This is a genomic window from Streptococcus pseudopneumoniae, from assembly GCF_001072665.1.
GTDB classification, from domain to species: Bacteria; Bacillota; Bacilli; order Lactobacillales; family Streptococcaceae; genus Streptococcus; species Streptococcus pseudopneumoniae_S.
In genome coordinates, this window is record NZ_JVJI01000003.1 from 1 (window position 1) to 20711 (window position 20711).

Below are 20711 nucleotides of genomic sequence, written 5' to 3' on the forward strand. Positions count from 1 at the left end.
GCTGTACTTGAGTACGGCAAGGCGACGTTGACGCGGTTTGAATTTGATTTTCGAAGAGTATTAACGGTTGTCAATTTTCTCTGGATAAAGGTCGTGTTGGAAGAGGCGTTGTTCTGCCAAGCCTTCATACTTAGTTCCAGGCTTACCGTAGTTGTAGTAGGGATCAATTGAGATGCCACCGCGCGGAGTGAATTTTCCCCAGACTTCTAAATAGCGAGGGTCTAGCAAGTTGACCAAGTCTTTCCCGATGGTGTTGATACAGTTTTCGTGGAAATCTCCGTGGTTTCGGTAGCTAAAGAGGTAGAGTTTGAGGGATTTTGACTCAACACAGAGCTTGTCAGGAATGTAGGAAATATAAATGGTCGCAAAGTCTGGTTGAGCAGTGATTGGGCAAAGTGAGGTAAATTCAGGACAGTTAAATTTGATAAAATAGTCATTTTCCACATGACGATTGTCAAAGGATTCCAGGACTTCTGGTTGATAGTCAAAGATGTAGTTGGTTTCTTTGTTGCCCAGTAGGCTGAGGTTTTTCATTTCTTCTTGTTGTGACATGATTTTTTCTTTCTAATCTTAAACACCACGTTGATTATCGTAGAGGAGGGTATGCAGTTGAGGAAGGACGCGGACATTGCCCCAGCTATCGTCGGCAGCGACGCGTTCCCAGAGTTCTTTGAGGCGGTCCAGTTGGTCTTGGACAATATTGCCTCTAGCCTTGGGTTCAGGATTTCCAGCAGATAAGAAAAGGACATCTGGTTGGTAGCGTTCTTGTATTCCTTTAGCAAAGGCTAAATCTGCATCATCAAAGACAGGGATTTTAAAGGTGACCTTGTCTGGATCCAGTTGGGAAACGATAAAGTCCAGGGTCTCAAAGTTGACTTCCATCTTGGATGAAGGAGGTTTGGGACTCAGAGTAACCTGGTCGATATCTTTTAACCAATTTTGCCAGCGAGAGCCTTGAGTTTCAACAGCTAGAGTGACACCACGTTCCTTGAGTTTAGTGACCAATTCGGCCATGTTGGCTGCTAGGATAGCAGGATTTCCCCCAGATAGGGTGACATAGTCGTAGCTCCCCAATTTATCCAAGGCAGCAATAACCTCGTCAGCTGTCATGCGAGTTGGTTTTTCAGAACCATCCCAAGTAAAGGCAGAATCGCACCAGTCGCAGTGGTAGTCGCAACCGGCAGTGCGGACAAACATGGTTTTCTGCCCAATAGCACGACCTTCACCTTGAAAGGTAGGGCCAAAAATTTCCAGAACTGGTAGTTTGAGGACACGTTCCCTAGTCATCTAACCACTCCCGTCTAAACTCTGCAAAGGAAGTCGGAGTTTCATAGAGGCGAACGTATTCCAAACGAAGACCACGCTCATCAGGTAACTCTTGACTCATGGTTTGGAAAATCCAGTAAACCATATTTTCAGCAGTCGTGTTCATATAGGGAAGAGTTTCATTGAGATAGCGATGATCCAAGTGGGGCTCTAAGTAGTTCTTGTAGATCGCTTTGATATCTCCGAAATCGTAGGTCATGCCACGTTCATCTAAAAATCCACTGACAGCAATCTGCAGATGATAGGTGTGGCCGTGCAGGGACTTACATTTTCCCTCATAGTGAAAGAGGTGGTGGGCAGCATCAAAGGTAAACTCTTTTGATACCAAGGTTCTGTGAGGATTGTAGACAAGAGACTCCCCAGTTTCTTGTTTGATTTCTTTGGGTGCAAAAAACATTAGACCTCTCCTTTCTGTGAGAGATAGACATCTAAACCATGCTGACGTAGGTGGCAGGCTGGGCAATCCCCACAGCCGCTTCCGATAATTCCATTGTAGCAGGTTAAGGTCTTTTCACGAACGTAGTCAAAGGTACCGAGTTGATCGGCTAACTCCCAAGTTTCAGCCTTGTCCAGCCACATGAGAGGCGTTTGGATAACAAAGTCGTAATCCATGGCAAGGTTGAGGGTAACATTAAGGGATTTGACAAAGACATCTCGACAATCGGGGTAGCCTGAGAAGTCTGTCTCGCAGACACCTGTCACGATATCTTTAATGCCTCGTTGCTTAGCAAGAACTGCCGCAAAGGACAGAAAGAGGTGGTTGCGACCATCAACGAAGGTATTGGGAACCTCTCCCTCTTTTTGCTTAATCTCCATATCAGAAGTCAGGGCATTTTCAGTGATTTGTCCCAGCAGAGACATATCTAGGATGTGATGACGAATGCCTTGTTCCTTAGCGATTTCTTGGGCAACTTGAATTTCGAGATGATGACGTTGACCGTAGGCAAAGGTGACAGCTTCGACTGTTTCATAGTGTTCTTTGGCCCAGAAGAGGCAGGTTGTGGAATCTTGACCGCCACTAAAGACGACCAAGGCTGATTGACGTTTCATAGTACTCCTTCCAAAATGGGAAATGTTCAGAGCACGCAAAAAGCTCCCATGAGGGAGCTAAAAAATACCAAGTAGAGGTTTTTTTTAGCGATGGCATGTCCCAAACATCGTAATATTCTACCTACAGTCTAGCATATTTTTTGAAAAATGGCAAAGGGCAAGAAAAAAGAGACCAAAGAAAGTACTTGGTCTCTAATGTGATTAGCTCAATTCCGCAACGATGGCCTTGATTTGTTCTGCTGTGTGAACACCAGCAACTTGTTTCACCACTTGGCCGTCTTTTTTGAAGAGAAGAGTTGGGATAGACATGATTCCAAAAGCACGAGCTGTGTTTGGATTCTCATCAACGTCCATTTTAACGATTTTCAAGACATCTTCTGAAAGTTCTTCAGACAATTTATCCAAGATTGGACCTTGCATACGACATGGACCACACCAAGTTGCCCAGAAGTCTACCAAGACCAAACCGTCTTTTGTTTCTTGTTCGAATGTTGCATCTGTAATTGCTTTTGCCATTGTATTTCTCCTTTTTTAGTTATATTGGCTTAAATCTTGTTTCATGAGATAGAAGAAGACATCTCCATAAGTCCCATGGTAGTCCAAATCATGACCGTTGTAAGTTAATTTTTGGACTGGGTAGTAGTCTGCGACGCCGATAAGGCAAGCTTGTTGTGAACGATCAAAATCTTCATAAGACTCGAAAGTCACAGTTCTTTCGTTCTTGCTGGCATCTAGATAGGTAATTTCAATCATTTTAAAAACTCCTTTGTTTAATGATGACTTTATTTTACTCCTTGTAAAAGAGAATGTCAAGAAAAATGATTGCGCACGCAACTTTTTTCTAAAATCATCTTAAATCAAGAAATCCAAACTAGTTTCCAAGCTTTCTTCGACAGCCTTTTGTAGCGAGGCCAGTGTCTTTTGACCATCACCTGTCAGGCAGATAAAGCTAGAACGCCTATCTTGATCGCAACACCTGCGACTAAGTAGACCGCAATTTTTAGCTTCTAAGCGAGCCACCATCCGAGAAACAGCGCTCGGGCTCAGATGAAGTTTATCAGGCAAATCAATCTGTCGTAGAGATTTTTCTTGGGCCAAGTCCAGATAGTAGAGTAGGTAAAACTCTTTCAAGGTCAGACTTTGGTCACTCTGCTGGGCAATTGTCTCTTCCAAGAGACTTTCGATTTCTTTCTGACGCCGATTGAAGTCAAACCATTTTTCTAAATAGGTCATAGTATCTCCTTTCTTTTTAGAGTTGTAAATAGAAGAAAGTCCATTTACGGACAGTCTCTGTATTACAAGATGATTGCGCATGCAATAATTATACTACTTTTCAAAAGAGCTGGCAAGAAGGACGCTGGAATATTTTATCCTAAATCATGCCTGTTTTCACAAGTCAAGAATTGTTTGTATCCCCTTTCTTCTCAAACTTTCATCAACTCTTGTGCATTTCCTTGAAATTTTCTGAAAAAAGAGTAAACTGGTATGCAAGAAGTCTATTTCGTGGAGTTTAGGATGAAATTATATGTTCAATTAATGATTCTCTTTGTGATTTCTCTAATCGGAGAGGGAATCTCTAGTTTCTTTCATTTGCCCATCCCAGGCAGTATTATCGGTTTGATTATTCTTTTTCTAGCCCTACAATTCAAGTGGCTGAGAACTAGGCATGTCAACATGGTGGGGAATTTCTTGCTGGCCAATATGACCATTCTCTTTTTACCGCCAGCAGTGGGAATCATGGAGAAGTTTGATGTGATTGCTCCCTATCTTTTGCCAATTGTTTTGATTGTCTTTTTTGCAGCAGTCATCAATATTATCCTCATAGCCTTGGTAGTTCAGTTCATCAAGAGACGGTTTGAGGGAGATTATGAGAAAGGAGATGCCAAATGAGTGAATTTGTTTCCAATCCCCTGTTTGGGCTTGCCCTGTCTATCCTAGCTTATCTAGTGGGAATGCTGATTTACAGACGTTTTCCCCATCCATTGACAACGCCCTTGCTTTTGTCAGCTGTTTTCATTATTATCTTTCTAAAGGTGACGGGTATTTCTTACCAAGATTACTACCAAGGTGGGGTTTATTTGAACAACTTGATTGTTCCATCGACCGTGGCTCTAGGGATTCCGCTTTATAAGAGTTTTCACTTGATGAAGCACCATGCACGGAGTATTCTCTTTGGTAGTCTGTTAGCAGTAGTTGTCAATACCTCTTTCACAGCCCTTGTAGCTAAGATTTTTGGAATGGACTTTTTCCTAGCCATTTCTCTCTTTCCTAAGTCAGTAACAACCGCCATGGCAGTGGGAATCACAGAAAAATTGCAAGGTTTGACGACCGTGACCTTGGTGGTTGTAGTGGCGACTGGGATTTTAACCAGTGTCATCGGCCCAACCCTTTTGAAGTGGTTGAAAATTGATGACCCAGTAGCTGTTGGTCTTTCCCTTGGAGGAACAGGTCATGCTGTCGGAACGGGAACAGCCTTTCGATATGGCTCTGTAGCAGGAGCCATGGGTGGTTTGGCTATCGGTGTTACCGGTATTCTCTATGTCTTTGTCAGCCCTATCGTAGCCAGTTTGATATTGAGTTAAATCAAAACCCAGCTTTTTAGCTGGGCATTTTTTATTGTAAATTAACCTTGTTTTTCAAGATATAGTAGGTTCCGAGGTAAAAGATAGCTATGAAAATGAGTTCTTCAAAAATGCCCGTACCTGCTCCCATATAGAAATTATCATTAAATCCTGCTAGAGAATTGACATAGAAGTTAGCACTGGTATTGAAGAAGAGTTCAATAAAGCCAATGACGATTTGGATACCAATGTAGGCTGCAACAGCGAGTGCTGTGCGGTATTCGTTGAAAAGTTGTCCGATGGAAATAGCCAAGTAGATGCAGAGGATTCCAGAAATGGTATTTAGTAGGAAGGATAACCCCACAAGAGAGAGTTGAGGAAGGTATGTTCTTACAAGTGGAATAAAGTCATAATTTGACATCCATTCTGGAACCGTTATAGTCACAATAAGAAAAGCGCTTAGAGCTAGTACGGTGGAGCTAAGGATAGACCAGATAAAGGCACCGATTAGTTTGGCTGTGATGATATGATGTTCAGAAACTGGCAAGGTCAAAGTCAGATAGCCTTGTCGGTCATAGACACTACCTTTGAAGCGTTTAATAATCAAGAAGATAGTTGAAATCACAAGTGTAACCATCAAACCACCAAAGACAGTAGATAGAAAAACAAGTAGAACAGATAGATTTTTTTCAGGTAATTTTATTAAGGATTGTGTCTGAATTCCAATAAGAACAGAGAGGAAGAGAACAGCAGCGTAGAGGGTTAAATACCACTTGTTAACATTTTTAAATTCGTAGCGAACTAAATTCCAAAACATAATAATCTCCTTTGCTTAGGCCTTAAATTCCTGACGGAAGAGTTGGTCAATGGATTCACCTGACTCATAGCGAATATCATCTACATTTCCTTGACGGACGACTTTTCCGTCTTTGAGGAAGACAATTTCATCCAAGATTGGCTCGATATCAGAAATCAAGTGGGTAGAAATCAAAACGGTAGAAGTCGGGGAGTAGTTGTTGATAATGGTATTGAGGATATACTCACGGGCTGCTGGATCCACCCCACCAATGGGTTCGTCTAGAACGTAGAGACGAGCATCACGGCTCATAACCAAAATCAGTTGTACCTTTTCCTTATTCCCTTTTGATAATTTCTTGAGACGACTATTTTCATCAATACCTAGGTCTGCAAGTAGATGATGGGCACGTTCCAGATTGAAATCTTTATAGAAGGTCTTGAAGTAGGTTAGGGCTTCTTTGACCTTCATTTGCTCATTGAGATAGGTCGTATCCGGCAAATAAGCTACGATGGCCTTGGTTGCTGGACTTGGGTCCATGTCGTTGATGAGGACACGTCCTTGATCTGGTTGTAAGAGGCCATTGATTAGTTTAATCAAGGTTGTTTTTCCTGAGCCGTTTGGACCAAGAAGACCAACAATTTTTCCAGCTGGGATGTCAAGAGAAACATTTTCAAGGGCTGGTGTTGCTCCATAAGATTTGGATACATTTTCAAATGCTAGTAATGACATAGGCTTAAACTCCTTTAATATAATCGCCGACTACGCCTGGTAGTTCTTCTTTTTCATAGCCAAAATGGGTCATGGAGGAAACGAAGTGTTCCAATTCTTCTTCCGATAATTGTTTGCGTGATTGGGCGATCAGTTCCTTATCTTCAGTCACAAATCGTCCAGTTGTGCGCTTGCTGTAGACAAATCCTTCTCGTTCAAGGTCTGACAAGGCTCTTTGGATGGTGTTTGGATTGACACTAGCCTCGCTAGCTAGCTCTCTCACGGTTGGAAGTTGTTGATTGGGTTCCAGTGTATGGGAAACAATCTGAAGCTTGATTTTCTCCATAATCTGTAAATAAATGGGTTTTTTGTTGTCAAATGTCCAGGACATCTTGATCTCCTTTCTTTTATCCTTTTGTCTTAATTAAATAATACAACAAAACAAAAAACTTGTCAAGCAAAAAGAAGAATTGTTTTGGGAATCGCTTAAAAAATGGTATAATGAAAAGAAAACGATAAGGAGGGAAAGGATGCGTTGTCCAAAATGTGGGGCTACCAAGTCAAGTGTTATCGATAGTCGCCAAGCAGAAGAAGGGAACACCATTCGTAGAAGACGTGAGTGCGACGAATGCCAGCACCGTTTTACAACCTACGAACGAGTAGAAGAAAGAACCTTAGTGGTTGTTAAAAAAGATGGCACACGGGAACAATTCTCCAGAGATAAAATCTTTAATGGGATTATCCGCTCAGCCCAGAAACGTCCTGTGTCAAGTGATGAAATAAACATGGTAGTCAATCGTATCGAACAGAAACTCCGTGGTCGAAATGAAAATGAAATTCAAAGTGAGGACATTGGTTCACTCGTCATGGAGGAGTTGGCTGAGTTGGATGAGATTACCTATGTGCGTTTTGCCAGTGTCTATCGTAGTTTTAAGGATGTCAGTGAGTTAGAGAGCCTGCTCCAACAAATCACCCAGTCCTCTAAAAAGAAAAAGGAAAGATAAATGAAGCCAATTGACCGTTTTTCTTATCTAAAGAATAATCGGGTGTCGCAAGATACCTCATCTCTGGTACAGTGCTACCTCCCGATTATCGGTCAGGAGGCACTGAGCCTTTATCTTTATACCATCAGTTTTTGGGATAATGGCAGAAAGGAATACCTTTTTTCAAGCATTCTCAATCATCTCAATTTTGGGATGGACAGACTTTTAAAATCCTTGAAAATCCTATCTGCTTTCAATCTCTTGACCCTCTATCAAAAGGGTGATACCTATCAGATAGTTATCCATGCTCCTCTTTCAAGTCAAGATTTCTTGGAGCATCCTGTTTATCGCAGACTTTTGGAGAAGAAAATAGGCGATGCAGCTGTGGAGGATTTGAATGTTGAGAGTGCTGAGGGAGAAGAAATACCTGTCTCACTCAATCAAGTCTTTCCAGACTTGGCTGAATTGGGAAGTCAAGAAGACCTTAGTCTCAAGAAGAAAGTGGCCAACGATTTTGACTTAGACCATTTTCGTCAGCTTATGGCTCGAGATGGGCTTCGTTTTGCGGATGAGCAGTCCGATGTCTTAAACCTCTTTGCCATTGCCGAGGAGAAGAAATGGACTTGGTTTGAAACCTATCAATTGGCCAAGTCAACAGCTGTTTCTCAGGTTATTTCAACCAAACGAATGCGGGAAAAAATCGCTCAAAAACCTGTTTCCTCTGACTTTAGTCCTAAGGAAGCAACCATTATCAAAGAAGCAAAAAGTAAAACCGCCTTGCAGTTCTTGGCAGAAATCAAGCAGACACGCAAGGGGACCATTACCCAAACAGAAAGAGAACTCTTGCAACAAATGGCTGGCTTGGGCTTGCTGGACGAAGTCATCAATATCATTCTCTTATTGACCTTTAATAAGGTCGATTCGGCAAATATCAATGAGAAATATGCCATGAAGGTGGCTAATGACTATGCCTATCAAAAGATACATTCGGCAGAAGAGGCAGTCTTGCGCATTCGTGAACGAGGACAGAAGAATCAGGCTCAAAAGGCCAGTAAACCCAGTCCTACCAAGTCCAATGTACCCAAGTGGAGTAACCCAGATTATAAGAATGAAACCAGCGAGGAAACTCGTCTGGAACTAGAACGTAAGAAACAAGAACTATTAGCTCGATTAGAAAAAGGAGGAGATTAGATGGAAAGTGTCGGAGACGTACTCAAACGTCAACCTAGCCGTTTTCATTATCAAGATTTGGTCCAGAAAATCATGAAGGATCCTGATGTTGCGGCCTTTATCCAGCAAGAATCCTTGACTCCAGAGGAATTAAATCGCAGTATCTCCAAGTTTAATCAGTATATCACCGAGCGTGACAAATTTCTCCGTGGGGATACGGATTATATTGCCAAAGGATACAAGCCGATTTTGGTTATGAATCATGGCTATGCAGATGTTTCATATGAAGAAACTCCTGAACTAATCGCGGCGGAAAAAGAAGCGGCTATTAAGAACCGTCTCAAGTTAATCAATCTGCCAGCCAGTCTCAGGAAAGCTAGTTTAGCTCAAGTTGACTTGGATGATTTGGGTCGCTTGCCAGTTTTTGAAAAGCTATTAGCCTTCGTGGAGCAATATCCAACTATTCGAAAAGGTCTCTATCTCTATGGAGACTTTGGTGTGGGTAAAAGTTTCATGGTGGCTGCCTTAGCCCATGATTTATCAGAAAAACGTGGTGTTTCATCAACTCTCCTCCACTATCCTAGCTTTGTCATCGATGTCAAAAATGCTATCGGTGATGGCAATGTGAAGACCTTGGTGGATGAGCTTAAGCTTTCTGAAGTCCTGATTTTAGATGACATTGGTGCCGAGCAGTCAACAGCTTGGGTGCGTGACGAAATCCTGCAGGTCATTCTCCAATACCGTATGCAGGAAGATTTACCGACCTTTTTCACATCCAACTTCAACTTTGATGATTTGGAGCAGCATTTCGCTAAAGGGAAGCATGGAAATGACGAAACCTGGGAAGCTAGAAGGGTCATGGAACGCATCCGTTATTTGGCTGAGGAGACTCGTTTAGAAGGAGTGAACCGCCGATGACAGAAACGATTAAACTGATGAAAGCTCATAAATCTGTTCGAAGATTTAAGGAGCAAGTCCTTCCTCAAGAAGACTTGACTGAAATCCTGACAGCAGCTCAGATGGCCTCGTCTTGGAAGAATTTTCAATCCTACTCTGTGATTGTAGTACGAAGTCAAGAGAAGAAGGATGCCTTGTATGAATTGGTGCCTCAAGAAGCCATTCGCCAGTCTGCTGTTTTTCTTCTTTTTGTCGGAGATTTGAACCGTGCAGAAAAGGGAGCTCGACTTCATACCGACTCATTCCAACCTCAAGGTGTGGAAGGCCTCTTGATTAGTTCAGTCGACGCGGCTCTTGCTGGTCAAAATGCTCTGTTGGCAGCTGAAAGCTTGGGTTATGGTGGTGTCATTATTGGCTTGGTGCGTTACAAGTCAGAAGAAGTGGCAGAGCTTTTTAACCTGCCTGACTACACCTATCCTGTCTTTGGGATGGCACTGGGTGTGCCAAATCAAAATCATGATGTGAAACCAAGACTGCCACTAGAGAATGTTGTCTTTGAGGAAGAATATCAGGAACAAACAGTTGATGTGATTGAAGCTTATGATCGTGTACAGGCGGACTATGCTGGGGCGCGTGCGACCACAAGCTGGAGTCAGCGCCTAGCGGAACAGTTTGGTCAAGCTGAACCAAGCTCAACTAGAAAAAATCTTGAACAGAAGAAGTTATTGTAGAAAGTGAGAAATTATGGCCCTACCAACTATTGCCATTGTAGGACGTCCCAATGTTGGGAAATCAACCCTATTTAATCGGATCGCTGGTGAGCGAATCTCCATTGTAGAAGACGTCGAAGGAGTGACACGTGACCGTATCTATGCAACGGGTGAGTGGCTCAATCGTTCCTTTAGCATGATTGATACAGGAGGAATCGATGATGTCGATGCTCCTTTCATGGAACAAATCAAGCACCAGGCAGAAATTGCCATGGAAGAAGCCGATGTTATCGTCTTTGTCGTGTCTGGTAAGGAAGGGATTACCGATGCAGACGAATACGTAGCCCGTAAACTTTATAAGACCCACAAACCAGTTATCCTCGCGGTTAACAAGGTGGACAACCCTGAGATGCGAAATGATATCTATGATTTCTATGCTCTCGGTTTGGGTGAACCACTGCCTATCTCATCTGTCCATGGTATCGGTACAGGGGATGTGCTAGATGCCATCGTAGAAAATCTTCCAAATGAATATGAAGAAGAAAACCCAGATGTCATTAAGTTTAGCTTGATTGGTCGTCCTAACGTCGGAAAATCAAGCTTGATTAACGCTATTTTGGGAGAAGACCGTGTTATTGCTAGTCCTGTTGCTGGAACAACACGTGATGCCATTGATACCCACTTTACAGATACAGATGGTCAAGAGTTTACCATGATTGATACGGCTGGTATGCGTAAGTCTGGTAAGGTTTATGAAAATACCGAGAAATATTCTGTCATGCGTGCCATGCGTGCTATTGACCGTTCAGATGTGGTCTTAATGGTCATTAATGCGGAAGAAGGCATTCGTGAATACGACAAGCGTATCGCAGGATTTGCCCATGAAGCTGGTAAAGGGATGATTATCGTGGTCAATAAGTGGGATACACTTGAAAAAGATAACCACACTATGAAAAACTGGGAAGAAGATATCCGTGAGCAGTTCCAATATCTACCTTACGCACCGATTATCTTTGTATCTGCTTTGACCAAGCAACGTCTCCACAAACTGCCTGAGATGATCAAGCAAATCAGCGAAAGTCAAAACACACGTATCCCATCAGCTGTCTTGAACGATGTGATTATGGATGCTATTGCCATCAATCCAACACCGACAGACAAAGGAAAACGACTTAAGATTTTCTATGCGACCCAAGTGGCAACCAAACCACCAACCTTTGTCATCTTTGTCAACGAAGAAGAACTCATGCACTTTTCTTACTTGCGTTTCTTGGAAAATCAAATCCGCAAGGCCTTTGTCTTTGAGGGAACACCAATCCATCTCATCGCAAGAAAACGCAAATAAAAAAGTAGAATCTGGAATGACATTTCCAGATTTTTTTGATAGAATGAAGGTAAAGAAAACGCTATCAAATAGAGGGGGCTGGTGATGAAACATTTGTTTAAATTGATAATCCTATTTCCCTGTTTTTACTTTTTCAGCTGGATTGAAAAGGCCAACAGAGATAGTAAATTTTCCCCATCTTATACTATTTTTACTGGATTTATATTTCCCTTTTAGCTCTGTTTAGCATGGATATGACAATTTTTTCATTCTTATTTTTCCCTTTTGTTCTAGATTATGTATCAGATGCTAGTGATTGGGGTGTTTGGTTGCTTCTGATAGTCTTATCTCTAGGCAGTGACTGGTTAACCTATATCTTTTTCAAAAACATGTTTCGCTTGAGACGGGAACTAGGACAATCTAAAGGCGGAAGGCATTGATTTATATGGTTTGTGTTGATAGGAGGTAGCTTATGACACGTCTAAAATCATTTATTACACAATATTCTAAATTCTATATTGGTTTAGTTCTGCTGATCTGGCTGGCTTTCTTCTTTCTTCCTTGGGGCAGTCCGATTCTGGGGATAACGATTGACATCTTCGTTATGCAGAAAATCTTGCTAGTTTTTGGAATTCTGTCGATTTTGATGGCCTTGCTGTCCAAGAAAGTCAGTCTCTTTGTTTTTGGACTTATCTGTTGTCTTTCTCTTTGGATAAATCTATTTATCCTATTTGCGATTTTGCCGATTTTTGGCAATTAAAGTATCATAAAAATCAGAGAGGTTAGCTTGGAAACTAGCCTCTTTTTCCTTTTCAAAATGGGGATTCTTCCTTGAAAATAATCAGTAATTGTGCTAAAATTAAAAGAACATTCTAAAATATTCGGAATTTAAAGTAAGGAAAAACATGGCTAATATTTTAAAAACAATTATCGAAAATGATAAAGGAGAAATCCGTCGTCTGGAAAAGATGGCTGACAAGGTTTTCAAATACGAAGACCAAATGGCTGCTTTGACAGATGACCAACTAAAAGCAAAAACAGTTGAATTTAAAGAACGTTATCAAAATGGAGAATCACTGGATTCATTGCTTTATGAAGCATTTGCGGTTGTCCGTGAAGGTGCTAAACGTGTCCTAGGTCTCTTCCCATATAAGGTTCAGGTCATGGGGGGAATCGTTCTTCACCATGGTGACGTGCCAGAGATGCGTACAGGGGAGGGAAAAACCTTGACTGCGACCATGCCGGTATACCTCAATGCCCTTTCAGGTAAAGGGGTTCACGTAGTTACGGTCAATGAATACCTGTCAGAACGTGACGCGACTGAAATGGGTGAATTGTACTCATGGCTTGGCTTGTCAGTAGGGATTAACTTGGCTGCCAAATCTCCAATGGAGAAAAAAGAAGCCTATGAGTGTGATATTACCTACTCAACCAACTCAGAAATCGGATTTGACTACCTTCGTGATAACATGGTCGTTCGCGCTGAAAACATGGTACAACGTCCGCTTAACTATGCCTTGGTCGATGAGGTTGACTCAATCTTGATTGATGAGGCGCGTACACCTTTGATCGTATCAGGTGCTAATGCGGTTGAAACTAGTCAGCTCTACCACATGGCAGACCACTATGTGAAATCTTTGGACAAAGACGACTACATCATCGATGTGCAGTCTAAAACTATTGGTTTGTCTGATTCAGGGATTGACAAGGCTGAAAGCTACTTCAAGCTTGAAAACCTCTATGATATCGAAAACGTAGCTCTGACTCACTTTATCGATAACGCCCTTCGTGCTAACTACATCATGCTTCTCGATATTGACTATGTGGTGAGCGAAGAACAAGAAATCTTGATCGTTGACCAATTTACAGGTCGTACCATGGAAGGTCGTCGTTATTCTGATGGATTGCACCAAGCTATTGAAGCTAAAGAAGGTGTGCCAATTCAGGATGAAACCAAGACATCTGCCTCAATCACTTACCAAAACCTTTTCCGTATGTACAAGAAATTGTCTGGTATGACGGGTACAGGTAAGACTGAGGAAGAAGAATTCCGTGAAATTTACAATATTCGTGTTATTCCAATCCCAACAAACCGTCCTGTTCAGCGTATTGACCACTCAGACCTTCTTTATGCAAGTATCGAGGCTAAGTTTAAGGCGGTTGTCGAAGACGTTAAGGCTCGTTACCAAAAAGGTCAGCCTGTCTTGGTTGGTACAGTAGCGGTTGAAACCAGTGACTACATTTCTAAGAAGTTGGTTGCAGCTGGCGTTCCTCACGAAGTTTTGAATGCCAAAAACCACTATAAAGAAGCCCAAATCATCATGAATGCTGGTCAACGTGGTGCTGTTACCATTGCGACTAACATGGCTGGTCGTGGTACCGACATCAAGCTTGGTGAAGGAGTTCGCGAACTTGGAGGACTTTGTGTTATTGGTACAGAACGCCATGAAAGCCGTCGTATCGATAATCAGCTTCGTGGACGTTCAGGTCGTCAAGGAGACCCAGGTGAGTCACAATTCTACCTATCTCTTGAAGATGATTTGATGAAACGTTTTGGTTCTGAACGCTTGAAAGGAATCTTTGAACGCTTGAACATGTCTGAAGAGGCCATTGAGTCTCGTATGTTGACACGTCAGGTTGAGGCAGCGCAAAAACGTGTCGAAGGAAATAACTACGATACTCGTAAACAAGTCCTTCAATACGATGACGTCATGCGTGAACAACGTGAGATTATCTACGCTCAACGTTACGATGTTATCACTGCAGACCGTGATTTGGCACCTGAAATTCAGTCAATGATCAAACGCACGATTGGTCGTGTCGTTGATGGTCATGCGCGTGCCAAACAAGATGAAAAACTCGAAGCAATTTTGAACTTTGCTAAGTACAACTTGCTTCCAGAAGATTCTATTACGATGGAAGATTTGTCAGGCTTGTCTGATAAGGAAATTAAGGAAGAACTCTTCCAACGTGCCTTGCAGGTTTACGATAGTCAGGTTTCAAAACTACGCGATGAAGAAGCAGTTAAAGAATTCCAAAAAGTCTTGATTCTACGAGTGGTGGATAACAAGTGGACAGATCATATCGATGCCCTTGATCAATTGCGTAACGCGGTTGGACTTCGTGGCTATGCTCAGAACAATCCTGTTGTTGAGTATCAGGCAGAAGGTTTCCGTATGTTTAATGACATGATTGGTTCGATTGAGTTTGATGTGACACGCTTGATGATGAAAGCACAAATTCATGAACAAGAAAGACCACAAGCAGAACACCATATCAGTACAACAGCGACTCGTAATATCGCTGCCCACCAAGCAAATATACCAGAAGATTTGGATTTGAGCCAGATTGGACGGAATGAACTTTGCCCATGTGGTTCTGGTAAGAAGTTTAAAAACTGTCACGGTAAAAGACAATAAAATGAGATAGTTTAGAGGCGGATACCTTGTGAAAAGTAAATTTTTACTTGGTATCCGTTTGATTTATAAGGAGATGAGTTATGGTATTTACAGCAAAAAGTCCTAAAATTAATATTGAAGAAGTTCGTGCCTTGTCAAAATTAGAAGGCCAAGCTTTGGAGAGAAAATCACAGCGCGATAAAGAGCTAGAAGCCATTATACGTGGAGAAGACCAGCGGATTCTCTTGGTAATCGGGCCATGCTCATCTGACAATGAAGAAGCTGTTCTTGAGTACGCTAAGCGTTTGGCAGCTTTGCAAGAAGAAGTGGCAGACCGTATTTTTATGGTTATGCGTGTTTATACTGCTAAACCCCGTACCAACGGAGATGGCTATAAGGGCTTGATTCACCAGCCTAATGCGACAGAAGCCCCTAGCCTCATCAACGGAATTAAAGCCGTGCGCCATCTTCACTATCGTGTTATCACAGAAACAGGTATGACAACAGCTGATGAAATGCTTTATCCTGAAAATCTTCCGCTTGTAGATGATTTGATTTCTTACATGGCAGTTGGTGCTCGTTCAGTTGAAGACCAGCAACACCGCTTTGTGGCAAGTGGGGCAGATTTCGCGACTGGCTTTAAAAATCCAACATCTGGAAATCTCAATGTTATGTTTAATGGGATTTATGCTGCTCAAAACAAACAGAGTTTCCTTTTCCTAGGAAAAGAAGTGGAAACAACGGGAAACCCGCTTTCGCACGCCATTCTTCGTGGAGCGATCAATGAGTATGGTAAGAATATTCCTAACTACTACTATGATAATTTGATGGATACCATTGCCCAATATGAGAAAATGGGCTTGGAAAATCCCTTTATCATCGTGGATACCAATCATGACAATTCTGGCAAGCAATATATGGACCAGATTCGAATTGTCCGCCAGACCTTAATCAATCGTGATTGGAATGAAAAAATCAAGCAGTACGTTCGTGGCTTTATGATTGAGTCTTATCTAGAAGACGGCCGTCAAAACGAACCAGAAGTATTTGGCAAGTCTATCACAGACCCTTGCCTTGGCTGGGAAAATACGGAAGTCCTCGTCAGAGAAATCTACCAAACGTTAGGAGAATAAGATGGCATTTATTGAAAAAGGTCAAGAAATCGATATTGAAGCAATCAAGGCAGAAACCCAATTGTCTGCGGAAGCCTTGCGACTAAAGGAGCGTCGTGATAGAGAAATGGCAGACATCATTTCAGGAGAAGATGACCGGATCCTTTTGGTGATTGGTCCTTGCTCTTCTGATAATGAAGAGGCTGTCTTGGAATATGCCCGTCGTTTATCTGCCTTGCAAAAGAAGGTGGCGGACAAGATTTTCATGGTTATGCGTGTTTATACAGCTAAACCTCGTACCAACGGAGACGGCTATAAAGGTTTGGTTCACCAGCCAGATACCTCTAAGGCTCCAAGTTTAATTAACGGCTTGCAGGCTGTTCGCCAGTTGCATTACCGCGTGATTACAGAGACTGGTTTGACAACGGCAGATGAGATGCTTTATCCGTCAAATCTGGTCTTGGTAGATGATTTGGTCAGCTACCATGCTGTGGGTGCTCGTTCTGTAGAAGACCAAGAGCACCGCTTTGTAGCTTCAGGAATTGATGCACCAGTCGGGATGAAAAATCCAACCTCAGGAAATCTTGGGGTTATGTTTAACGGTATCTATGCCGCTCAAAACAAACAAACCTTCCTCTTCCATGGTCAAGAAGTTGAGACTTCAGGAAATCCCTTGGCCCACGTCATCCTTCGTGGCGCAGTCAATGAATATGGGAAAAATGAGCCTAACTTTTACTATGAAACCTTGCTAAATGCCATTGAGCGCTATGAAGCCATGGGACTTGAAAATCCCTTTATCCTCATCGACACCAACCATGATAACTCAGGCAAGCAATATATGGAGCAGATTCGAATTGTTCGCCAGACCTTGCAAAATCGTGATTGGAATGAGAAAATCAAAAAGACGGTTCGAGGCTTTATGATTGAATCCTACCTAGCAGATGGTCGTCAAAACCAACCAGAGGTCTTTGGTTGCTCTATTACCGATCCTTGTCTAGGTTGGGAAAATACAGAGGCCTTGGTAGAAGAAATCTATGCTACCTTGACAAAATAAGTGAAAAGGATGGAGTTGGGGAATCTCAACTCCTTTTGATGAGAATGATAGTTGGACATGGAATTGACATCGAAGAATTAGCTTCGATAGAAAGCGCAGTTACACGACATGAAGGTTTTGCTAAGCGCGTGCTGACAGCTAAGGAGATGGAGTGGTTTAACAGTCTTAAAGGGCGCAGGAAAATCGAATATTTAGCTGGTCGCTGGTCGGCTAAAGAAGCCTTTTCTAAGGCTATGGGAACTGGTATTGGCAAGCTCAGTTTTCAGGATTTAGAAGTCTTGAACAATGAACGCGGGGCGCCTTATTTTAGTCAGTCACCATTTTCAGGAAAGATTTGGCTGTCTATCAGCCATACCGATCAGTTTGTGACAGCCAGTGTCATTTTGGAGGAAAATCATGAAAGCTAGTCCACATAGACCAACCAAGGCTCTGATTCATCTGGGAGCTATTCGACAAAATATTCAGCAAATGGGGGCTCATATCCCTGAAGGAACGCTCAAATTTGCAGTAGTCAAGGCTAATGCCTATGGGCATGGAGCTGTTGCTGTTGCGACGGCGATTCAGGATGAAGTTGATGGCTTTTGCGTTTCGAATATTGATGAAGCCATTGAACTCAGACATGCTGGACTCGGCAAACGAATCCTCATTTTAGGAGTTTCTGAAATCGAAGCTGTTGCTCTAGCTAAAGAATACGACATCACCTTGACAGTGGCTGGACTGGAGTGGATTCAAGTATTGTTAGATAAGGAAGCTGACCTAACTGGATTGACAGTTCACCTCAAGATTGATTCAGGAATGGGACGAATTGGTTTTCGAGAGGCTTGTGAGGCTGAGCAGGCTCAAGACTTGCTCCAACAACACGGTGCTCGTGTTGAAGGGATTTTTACCCACTTTGCTACTGCAGACGAGGAATCAGATGACTACTTTAATGCCCAGTTAGAACGGTTTAAAACCATTCTGTCAAGTATGAAAGGTCTTCCAGAGCTGGTTCATGCCAGCAATTCGGCAACGACTCTTTGGCATGCAGAGACTATTTTTAACGCCGTTCGTATGGGAGACGCTATGTATGGCCTGAATCCCAGCGGAGAAGTTTTAAATCTCCCTTATGATTTAAAATCAGCCTTGACCTTGGAGTCTGCTCTGGTTCATGTCAAGACAGTTCCAGCCGGAGCTTGCATGGGCTACGGAGCGACCTATCAGGCAGACAGCGAGCAAGTCATTGCGACGGTGCCAATCGGTTATGCGGATGGTTGGACACGTGACATGCAGAATTTTTTTGTCTTGGTAGATGGACAAGCTTGCCCAATCGTTGGGCGAGTATCTATGGACCAAATCACCATTCGTCTGCCTAAGCTTTATCCCTTAGGAACCAAGGTAACATTGATTGGTTCTAACGAGGGTAAGGAGATAACGGCTACTCAGGTAGCGACCTACCGTGGGACTATTAACTACGAGGTGGTTTGTCTTCTCAGCGACCGCATTCCGAGAGAATATCATTAAACCAACGAAAGGAGTGGAGCATGAATCTACATCAACCCTTGCATGTCTTGCCTGGTGTGGGACCAAAGTCAGCAGAAAAATACGCCAAACTAGGAATTGAAAACTTGCAAGACCTCTTGCTCTACTTTCCTTTCCGTTATGAAGACTTCAAAACCAAGCAAGTATTGGAACTAGAGGACGGGGAGAAGGCAGTCCTATCTGGTCAAGTCGTGACTCCTGCCAGTGTCCAGTATTATGGATTCAAGCGCAATCGTCTGCGCTTTAGCCTCAAGCAAGGAGAAGTCGTTTTTGCGGTGAATTTCTTTAACCAGCCCTATCTAGCTGATAAGATAGAGTTGGGAGCAACCCTTGCCGTCTTTGGAAAATGGGACCGTGCCAAGGCTAGTTTGACTGGGATGAAGGTCCTGGCTCAGGTGGAAGATGACCTCCAGCCTGTTTATCGCTTGTCTCAGGGAATCAGTCAGGCCAGTCTGGTCAAGGTCATCAAGACGGCTTTTGATCAGGGACTGGACCTCTTGATTGAGGAAAATCTTCCCCAGTCTTTGCTGGACAAATACAAACTCATGTCCCGTTGTCAGGCAGTCCGCGCCATGCATTTTCCTAAGGATTTGGCAGAATACAAGCAGGCCCTTCGCCGTATCAAGTTTGAGGAACTCTTTTATTTCCAAATGCAGTTACAGACGCTCAAGTCTGAAAATAGAGTTCAGGGAAGCGGTCTGGTCCTGGACTGGTCTCAGGAAAAAGTGACAGCTGTCAAAGAAAGCCTTCCTTTTGCCCTGACCCCAGCTCAGGAAAAGAGTTTGCAGGAAATTTTGACCGACATGAAGTCCGATCACCACATGAATCGTCTCCTACAAGGAGATGTGGGGAGCGGAAAAACGGTAGTCGCTGGTTTGGCTATGTTTGCGGCAGTGACAGCTGGCTACCAATCAGCCCTCATGGTACCAACAGAAATTCTCGCAGAGCAACATTTTGAGAGTTTACAGAACCTTTTTCCAGACTTGAAACTGGCTCTTTTGACAGGTTCCTTGAAAGCTGCAGAAAAGAGAGAAGTCTTGGAGACTATTGCCAAGGGTGATGCTGATTTGATTATCGGAACCCACGCTCTGATTCAGGATGGGGTGGATTATAATCGCCTGGGTTTGATTATCATCGATGAGCAGCACCGTTTTGGTGTGGGGCAAAGGCGTATTCTAAGGGAAAAAGGCGACAATCCAGATGTTCTCATGATGACAGCGACTCCTATTCCACGGACGCTGGCTATCACAGCCTTTGGCGATATGGATGTTTCCATTATCGACCAGATGCCAGCAGGACGGAAACCTATTGTGACACGCTGGATCAAACATGAGCAATTACCTCAGGTCTTGACTTGGTTAGAGGGGGAAATTAAAAAAGGTTCACAAGCCTATGTTATCTCTCCTTTGATTGAAGAATCAGAAGCTCTGGATTTGAAAAATGCCATTGCCTTATCAGAGGAATTGACGGCTCATTTTGCTGGTAAGGCAGAGGTGGCTCTTCTACATGGTAAGATGAAGAGTGACGAAAAAGACCAGATTATGCAGGAGTTCAAAGAGAGAAAAACGGATATTCTGGTTTCGACGACGGTTATCGAGGTTGGGGTCAATGTTCCCAATGCGACCGTTATGATTATCATGGATGCCGATCGGTTCGGGCTCAGCCAACTTCACCAGCTCAGAGGTCGTGTTGGTCGGGGAGATAAGCAGTCTTATGCAGTTCTCGTTGCCAATCCCAAGACGGATTCTGGGAAAGACCGCATGCGCATCATGACAGAAACGACCAATGGATTTGTCCTTGCGGAGGAAGATTTGAAAATGCGTGGTTCTGGTGAGATTTTTGGAACCAGACAGTCAGGACTTCCAGAATTCCAAGTGGCTGATATTATCGAAGATTTTCCGATTTTAGAAGAAGCCAGAAAAGTTGCTAGTTACATTAGTTCGATAGAAGCTTGGCAAGAGGATCCAGAATGGCGCATGATTGCCCTTCATTTGGAAAAGAAAGAACATCTAGATTAAGCTTTCTCTAAGGAAATCTTATACTCAATGAAAATCAAAGAGCAAACTAGGAAGCTAGCCGCAAGCTGTACTTGAGTACGGTA

At 42.9% G+C, this 20711-nt stretch carries 24 protein-coding genes and 1 pseudogene; 15 read left to right on the top strand and 10 right to left on the bottom strand.

Annotated elements, in window-relative coordinates; translation table 11 throughout:
• Nucleotides 1-60: 60 nt before the first annotated feature.
• The 7 genes from queF to ADH52_RS00045 form a co-directional block, all read right to left on the bottom strand.
• On the bottom strand, nt 61-552 hold the full coding sequence (queF, locus tag ADH52_RS11445; protein WP_000082579.1) for a preQ(1) synthase: 492 nt from the start codon (nt 550-552) through the stop codon (nt 61-63).
• Nucleotides 553-570: 18 nt separating this feature from the next.
• Nucleotides 571-1287, bottom strand: a complete 717-nt coding sequence (gene queE / locus ADH52_RS11450) for a 7-carboxy-7-deazaguanine synthase QueE (RefSeq protein WP_049488285.1) — start codon at nt 1285-1287, stop codon at nt 571-573.
• Nucleotides 1280-1723: a 6-carboxytetrahydropterin synthase QueD gene (queD, locus tag ADH52_RS00025; protein ID WP_000464576.1), complete on the bottom strand. Its 444-nt coding sequence runs from the start codon at nt 1721-1723 to the stop codon at nt 1280-1282. Before queD ends, queE begins: the two co-directional genes overlap by 8 nt.
• Nucleotides 1723-2376 (bottom strand): 7-cyano-7-deazaguanine synthase QueC, encoded by a 654-nt coding sequence (gene queC / locus ADH52_RS00030; RefSeq protein WP_033684847.1) that lies wholly within the window; start codon nt 2374-2376, stop codon nt 1723-1725. The genes queD and queC overlap by 1 nt, the downstream gene beginning before the upstream one ends.
• Nucleotides 2377-2577: 201 nt before the next feature.
• Complete coding sequence (gene trxA / locus ADH52_RS00035; protein ID WP_001029581.1) at nt 2578-2892, bottom strand: thioredoxin; 315 nt, start codon at nt 2890-2892, stop codon at nt 2578-2580.
• Nucleotides 2893-2907: 15 nt separating this feature from the next.
• Entirely contained in the window at nt 2908-3129 is a 222-nt protein-coding gene (locus tag ADH52_RS00040; protein WP_000570256.1) for a DUF4649 family protein, read from the bottom strand.
• Between the two features lie 99 nt (nt 3130-3228).
• Nucleotides 3229-3609, bottom strand: coding sequence for a MarR family winged helix-turn-helix transcriptional regulator (locus ADH52_RS00045; protein WP_049488288.1), 381 nt, complete (start codon nt 3607-3609; stop codon nt 3229-3231).
• Nucleotides 3610-3891: 282 nt separating this feature from the next.
• On the opposite strand from ADH52_RS00045, the gene ADH52_RS00050 reads away from it, so the two are divergent.
• Together ADH52_RS00050 and ADH52_RS00055 are read left to right on the top strand one after the other, a co-directional pair.
• Nucleotides 3892-4266 carry a CidA/LrgA family protein gene (locus ADH52_RS00050; RefSeq protein ID WP_000781325.1) on the top strand — a complete coding sequence of 125 codons (375 nt, stop codon included), beginning with the start codon at nt 3892-3894 and terminating at the stop codon, nt 4264-4266.
• Nucleotides 4263-4958 carry an LrgB family protein gene (locus tag ADH52_RS00055; RefSeq protein WP_001288952.1) on the top strand — a complete coding sequence of 232 codons (696 nt, stop codon included), beginning with the start codon at nt 4263-4265 and terminating at the stop codon, nt 4956-4958. The genes ADH52_RS00050 and ADH52_RS00055 overlap by 4 nt, the downstream gene beginning before the upstream one ends.
• Nucleotides 4959-4989: 31 nt before the next feature.
• Here the strand turns inward: ADH52_RS00055 and ADH52_RS00060 are convergent, their stop codons facing one another.
• Genes ADH52_RS00060 through ADH52_RS00070 form a run of 3 tightly spaced genes read right to left on the bottom strand, consistent with a single transcriptional unit; the run spans nt 4990 to nt 6835 of the window.
• Nucleotides 4990-5754 (bottom strand): hypothetical protein, encoded by a 765-nt coding sequence (locus ADH52_RS00060; protein ID WP_049509288.1) that lies wholly within the window; start codon nt 5752-5754, stop codon nt 4990-4992.
• A 15-nt stretch (nt 5755-5769) separates the two neighbouring features.
• Nucleotides 5770-6465 carry an ABC transporter ATP-binding protein gene (locus ADH52_RS00065; RefSeq protein ID WP_000054197.1) on the bottom strand — a complete coding sequence of 232 codons (696 nt, stop codon included), beginning with the start codon at nt 6463-6465 and terminating at the stop codon, nt 5770-5772.
• 4 nt (nt 6466-6469) lie between these two features.
• Nucleotides 6470-6835 carry a GntR family transcriptional regulator gene (locus tag ADH52_RS00070; protein WP_020903240.1) on the bottom strand — a complete coding sequence of 122 codons (366 nt, stop codon included), beginning with the start codon at nt 6833-6835 and terminating at the stop codon, nt 6470-6472.
• 139 nt (nt 6836-6974) lie between these two features.
• Between ADH52_RS00070 and nrdR the strand changes: the two genes are divergently transcribed.
• The 13 genes and pseudogenes from nrdR (at nt 6975) to recG (ending at nt 20628) form a co-directional block, all read left to right on the top strand.
• A complete protein-coding gene (nrdR, locus tag ADH52_RS00075) occupies nt 6975-7448 on the top strand; it encodes a transcriptional regulator NrdR (RefSeq protein WP_001203672.1) in 474 nt (157 codons plus the stop codon).
• Complete coding sequence (locus tag ADH52_RS00080) at nt 7449-8618, top strand: replication initiation and membrane attachment family protein (RefSeq protein ID WP_049488293.1); 1170 nt, start codon at nt 7449-7451, stop codon at nt 8616-8618.
• On the top strand, nt 8619-9515 hold the full coding sequence (gene dnaI / locus ADH52_RS00085) for a primosomal protein DnaI (protein WP_049488296.1): 897 nt from the start codon (nt 8619-8621) through the stop codon (nt 9513-9515).
• On the top strand, nt 9512-10225 hold the full coding sequence (locus ADH52_RS00090) for an NADPH-dependent oxidoreductase (protein ID WP_049509291.1): 714 nt from the start codon (nt 9512-9514) through the stop codon (nt 10223-10225). The genes dnaI and ADH52_RS00090 overlap by 4 nt, the downstream gene beginning before the upstream one ends.
• 13 nt (nt 10226-10238) lie before the next feature.
• On the top strand, nt 10239-11549 hold the full coding sequence (gene der, locus ADH52_RS00095) for a ribosome biogenesis GTPase Der (RefSeq protein ID WP_001207696.1): 1311 nt from the start codon (nt 10239-10241) through the stop codon (nt 11547-11549).
• A gap of 84 nt (nt 11550-11633) precedes the next feature.
• Nucleotides 11634-11968 (top strand): annotated as a pseudogene (locus ADH52_RS11580) (hypothetical protein).
• A 32-nt stretch (nt 11969-12000) separates the two neighbouring features.
• Nucleotides 12001-12288 carry a hypothetical protein gene (locus tag ADH52_RS00105; protein WP_049509293.1) on the top strand — a complete coding sequence of 96 codons (288 nt, stop codon included), beginning with the start codon at nt 12001-12003 and terminating at the stop codon, nt 12286-12288.
• Nucleotides 12289-12433: 145 nt separating this feature from the next.
• Entirely contained in the window at nt 12434-14947 is a 2514-nt protein-coding gene (secA, locus tag ADH52_RS00110) for a preprotein translocase subunit SecA (protein ID WP_049509295.1), read from the top strand.
• Nucleotides 14948-15027: 80 nt separating this feature from the next.
• Complete coding sequence (locus ADH52_RS00115; protein WP_049488303.1) at nt 15028-16059, top strand: 3-deoxy-7-phosphoheptulonate synthase; 1032 nt, start codon at nt 15028-15030, stop codon at nt 16057-16059.
• A 1-nt stretch (nt 16060) separates the two neighbouring features.
• Entirely contained in the window at nt 16061-17092 is a 1032-nt protein-coding gene (locus ADH52_RS00120) for a 3-deoxy-7-phosphoheptulonate synthase (RefSeq protein ID WP_000864048.1), read from the top strand.
• 44 nt (nt 17093-17136) lie between these two features.
• Nucleotides 17137-17499 (top strand): holo-ACP synthase, encoded by a 363-nt coding sequence (acpS, locus tag ADH52_RS00125; protein ID WP_049488305.1) that lies wholly within the window; start codon nt 17137-17139, stop codon nt 17497-17499.
• Nucleotides 17489-18592, top strand: a complete 1104-nt coding sequence (gene alr, locus ADH52_RS00130; protein WP_049488307.1) for an alanine racemase — start codon at nt 17489-17491, stop codon at nt 18590-18592. Before acpS ends, alr begins: the two co-directional genes overlap by 11 nt.
• Nucleotides 18583-20628 (top strand): ATP-dependent DNA helicase RecG, encoded by a 2046-nt coding sequence (recG, locus tag ADH52_RS00135; protein ID WP_275043168.1) that lies wholly within the window; start codon nt 18583-18585, stop codon nt 20626-20628. Before alr ends, recG begins: the two co-directional genes overlap by 10 nt.
• Nucleotides 20629-20711 lie beyond the last annotated feature (83 nt).

Bases quoted from the DNA above. Each gene is read 5' to 3' on its own strand.
- queF (WP_000082579.1), bottom strand. From the start codon at position 552: ATGTCACAACAAGAAGAAATGAAAAACCTCAGCCTACTGGGCAACAAA.
- queE (WP_049488285.1), bottom strand. From the start codon at position 1,287: ATGACTAGGGAACGTGTCCTCAAACTACCAGTTCTGGAAATTTTTGGC.
- queD (WP_000464576.1), bottom strand. From the start codon at position 1,723: ATGTTTTTTGCACCCAAAGAAATCAAACAAGAAACTGGGGAGTCTCTT.
- queC (WP_033684847.1), bottom strand. From the start codon at position 2,376: ATGAAACGTCAATCAGCCTTGGTCGTCTTTAGTGGCGGTCAAGATTCC.
- trxA (WP_001029581.1), bottom strand. From the start codon at position 2,892: ATGGCAAAAGCAATTACAGATGCAACATTCGAACAAGAAACAAAAGAC.
- ADH52_RS00040 (WP_000570256.1), bottom strand. From the start codon at position 3,129: ATGATTGAAATTACCTATCTAGATGCCAGCAAGAACGAAAGAACTGTG.
- ADH52_RS00045 (WP_049488288.1), bottom strand. From the start codon at position 3,609: ATGACCTATTTAGAAAAATGGTTTGACTTCAATCGGCGTCAGAAAGAA.
- ADH52_RS00050 (WP_000781325.1), top strand. From the start codon at position 3,892: ATGAAATTATATGTTCAATTAATGATTCTCTTTGTGATTTCTCTAATC.
- ADH52_RS00055 (WP_001288952.1), top strand. From the start codon at position 4,263: ATGAGTGAATTTGTTTCCAATCCCCTGTTTGGGCTTGCCCTGTCTATC.
- ADH52_RS00060 (WP_049509288.1), bottom strand. From the start codon at position 5,754: ATGTTTTGGAATTTAGTTCGCTACGAATTTAAAAATGTTAACAAGTGG.
- ADH52_RS00065 (WP_000054197.1), bottom strand. From the start codon at position 6,465: ATGTCATTACTAGCATTTGAAAATGTATCCAAATCTTATGGAGCAACA.
- ADH52_RS00070 (WP_020903240.1), bottom strand. From the start codon at position 6,835: ATGTCCTGGACATTTGACAACAAAAAACCCATTTATTTACAGATTATG.
- nrdR (WP_001203672.1), top strand. From the start codon at position 6,975: ATGCGTTGTCCAAAATGTGGGGCTACCAAGTCAAGTGTTATCGATAGT.
- ADH52_RS00080 (WP_049488293.1), top strand. From the start codon at position 7,449: ATGAAGCCAATTGACCGTTTTTCTTATCTAAAGAATAATCGGGTGTCG.
- dnaI (WP_049488296.1), top strand. From the start codon at position 8,619: ATGGAAAGTGTCGGAGACGTACTCAAACGTCAACCTAGCCGTTTTCAT.
- ADH52_RS00090 (WP_049509291.1), top strand. From the start codon at position 9,512: ATGACAGAAACGATTAAACTGATGAAAGCTCATAAATCTGTTCGAAGA.
- der (WP_001207696.1), top strand. From the start codon at position 10,239: ATGGCCCTACCAACTATTGCCATTGTAGGACGTCCCAATGTTGGGAAA.
- ADH52_RS00105 (WP_049509293.1), top strand. From the start codon at position 12,001: ATGACACGTCTAAAATCATTTATTACACAATATTCTAAATTCTATATT.
- secA (WP_049509295.1), top strand. From the start codon at position 12,434: ATGGCTAATATTTTAAAAACAATTATCGAAAATGATAAAGGAGAAATC.
- ADH52_RS00115 (WP_049488303.1), top strand. From the start codon at position 15,028: ATGGTATTTACAGCAAAAAGTCCTAAAATTAATATTGAAGAAGTTCGT.
- ADH52_RS00120 (WP_000864048.1), top strand. From the start codon at position 16,061: ATGGCATTTATTGAAAAAGGTCAAGAAATCGATATTGAAGCAATCAAG.
- acpS (WP_049488305.1), top strand. From the start codon at position 17,137: ATGATAGTTGGACATGGAATTGACATCGAAGAATTAGCTTCGATAGAA.
- alr (WP_049488307.1), top strand. From the start codon at position 17,489: ATGAAAGCTAGTCCACATAGACCAACCAAGGCTCTGATTCATCTGGGA.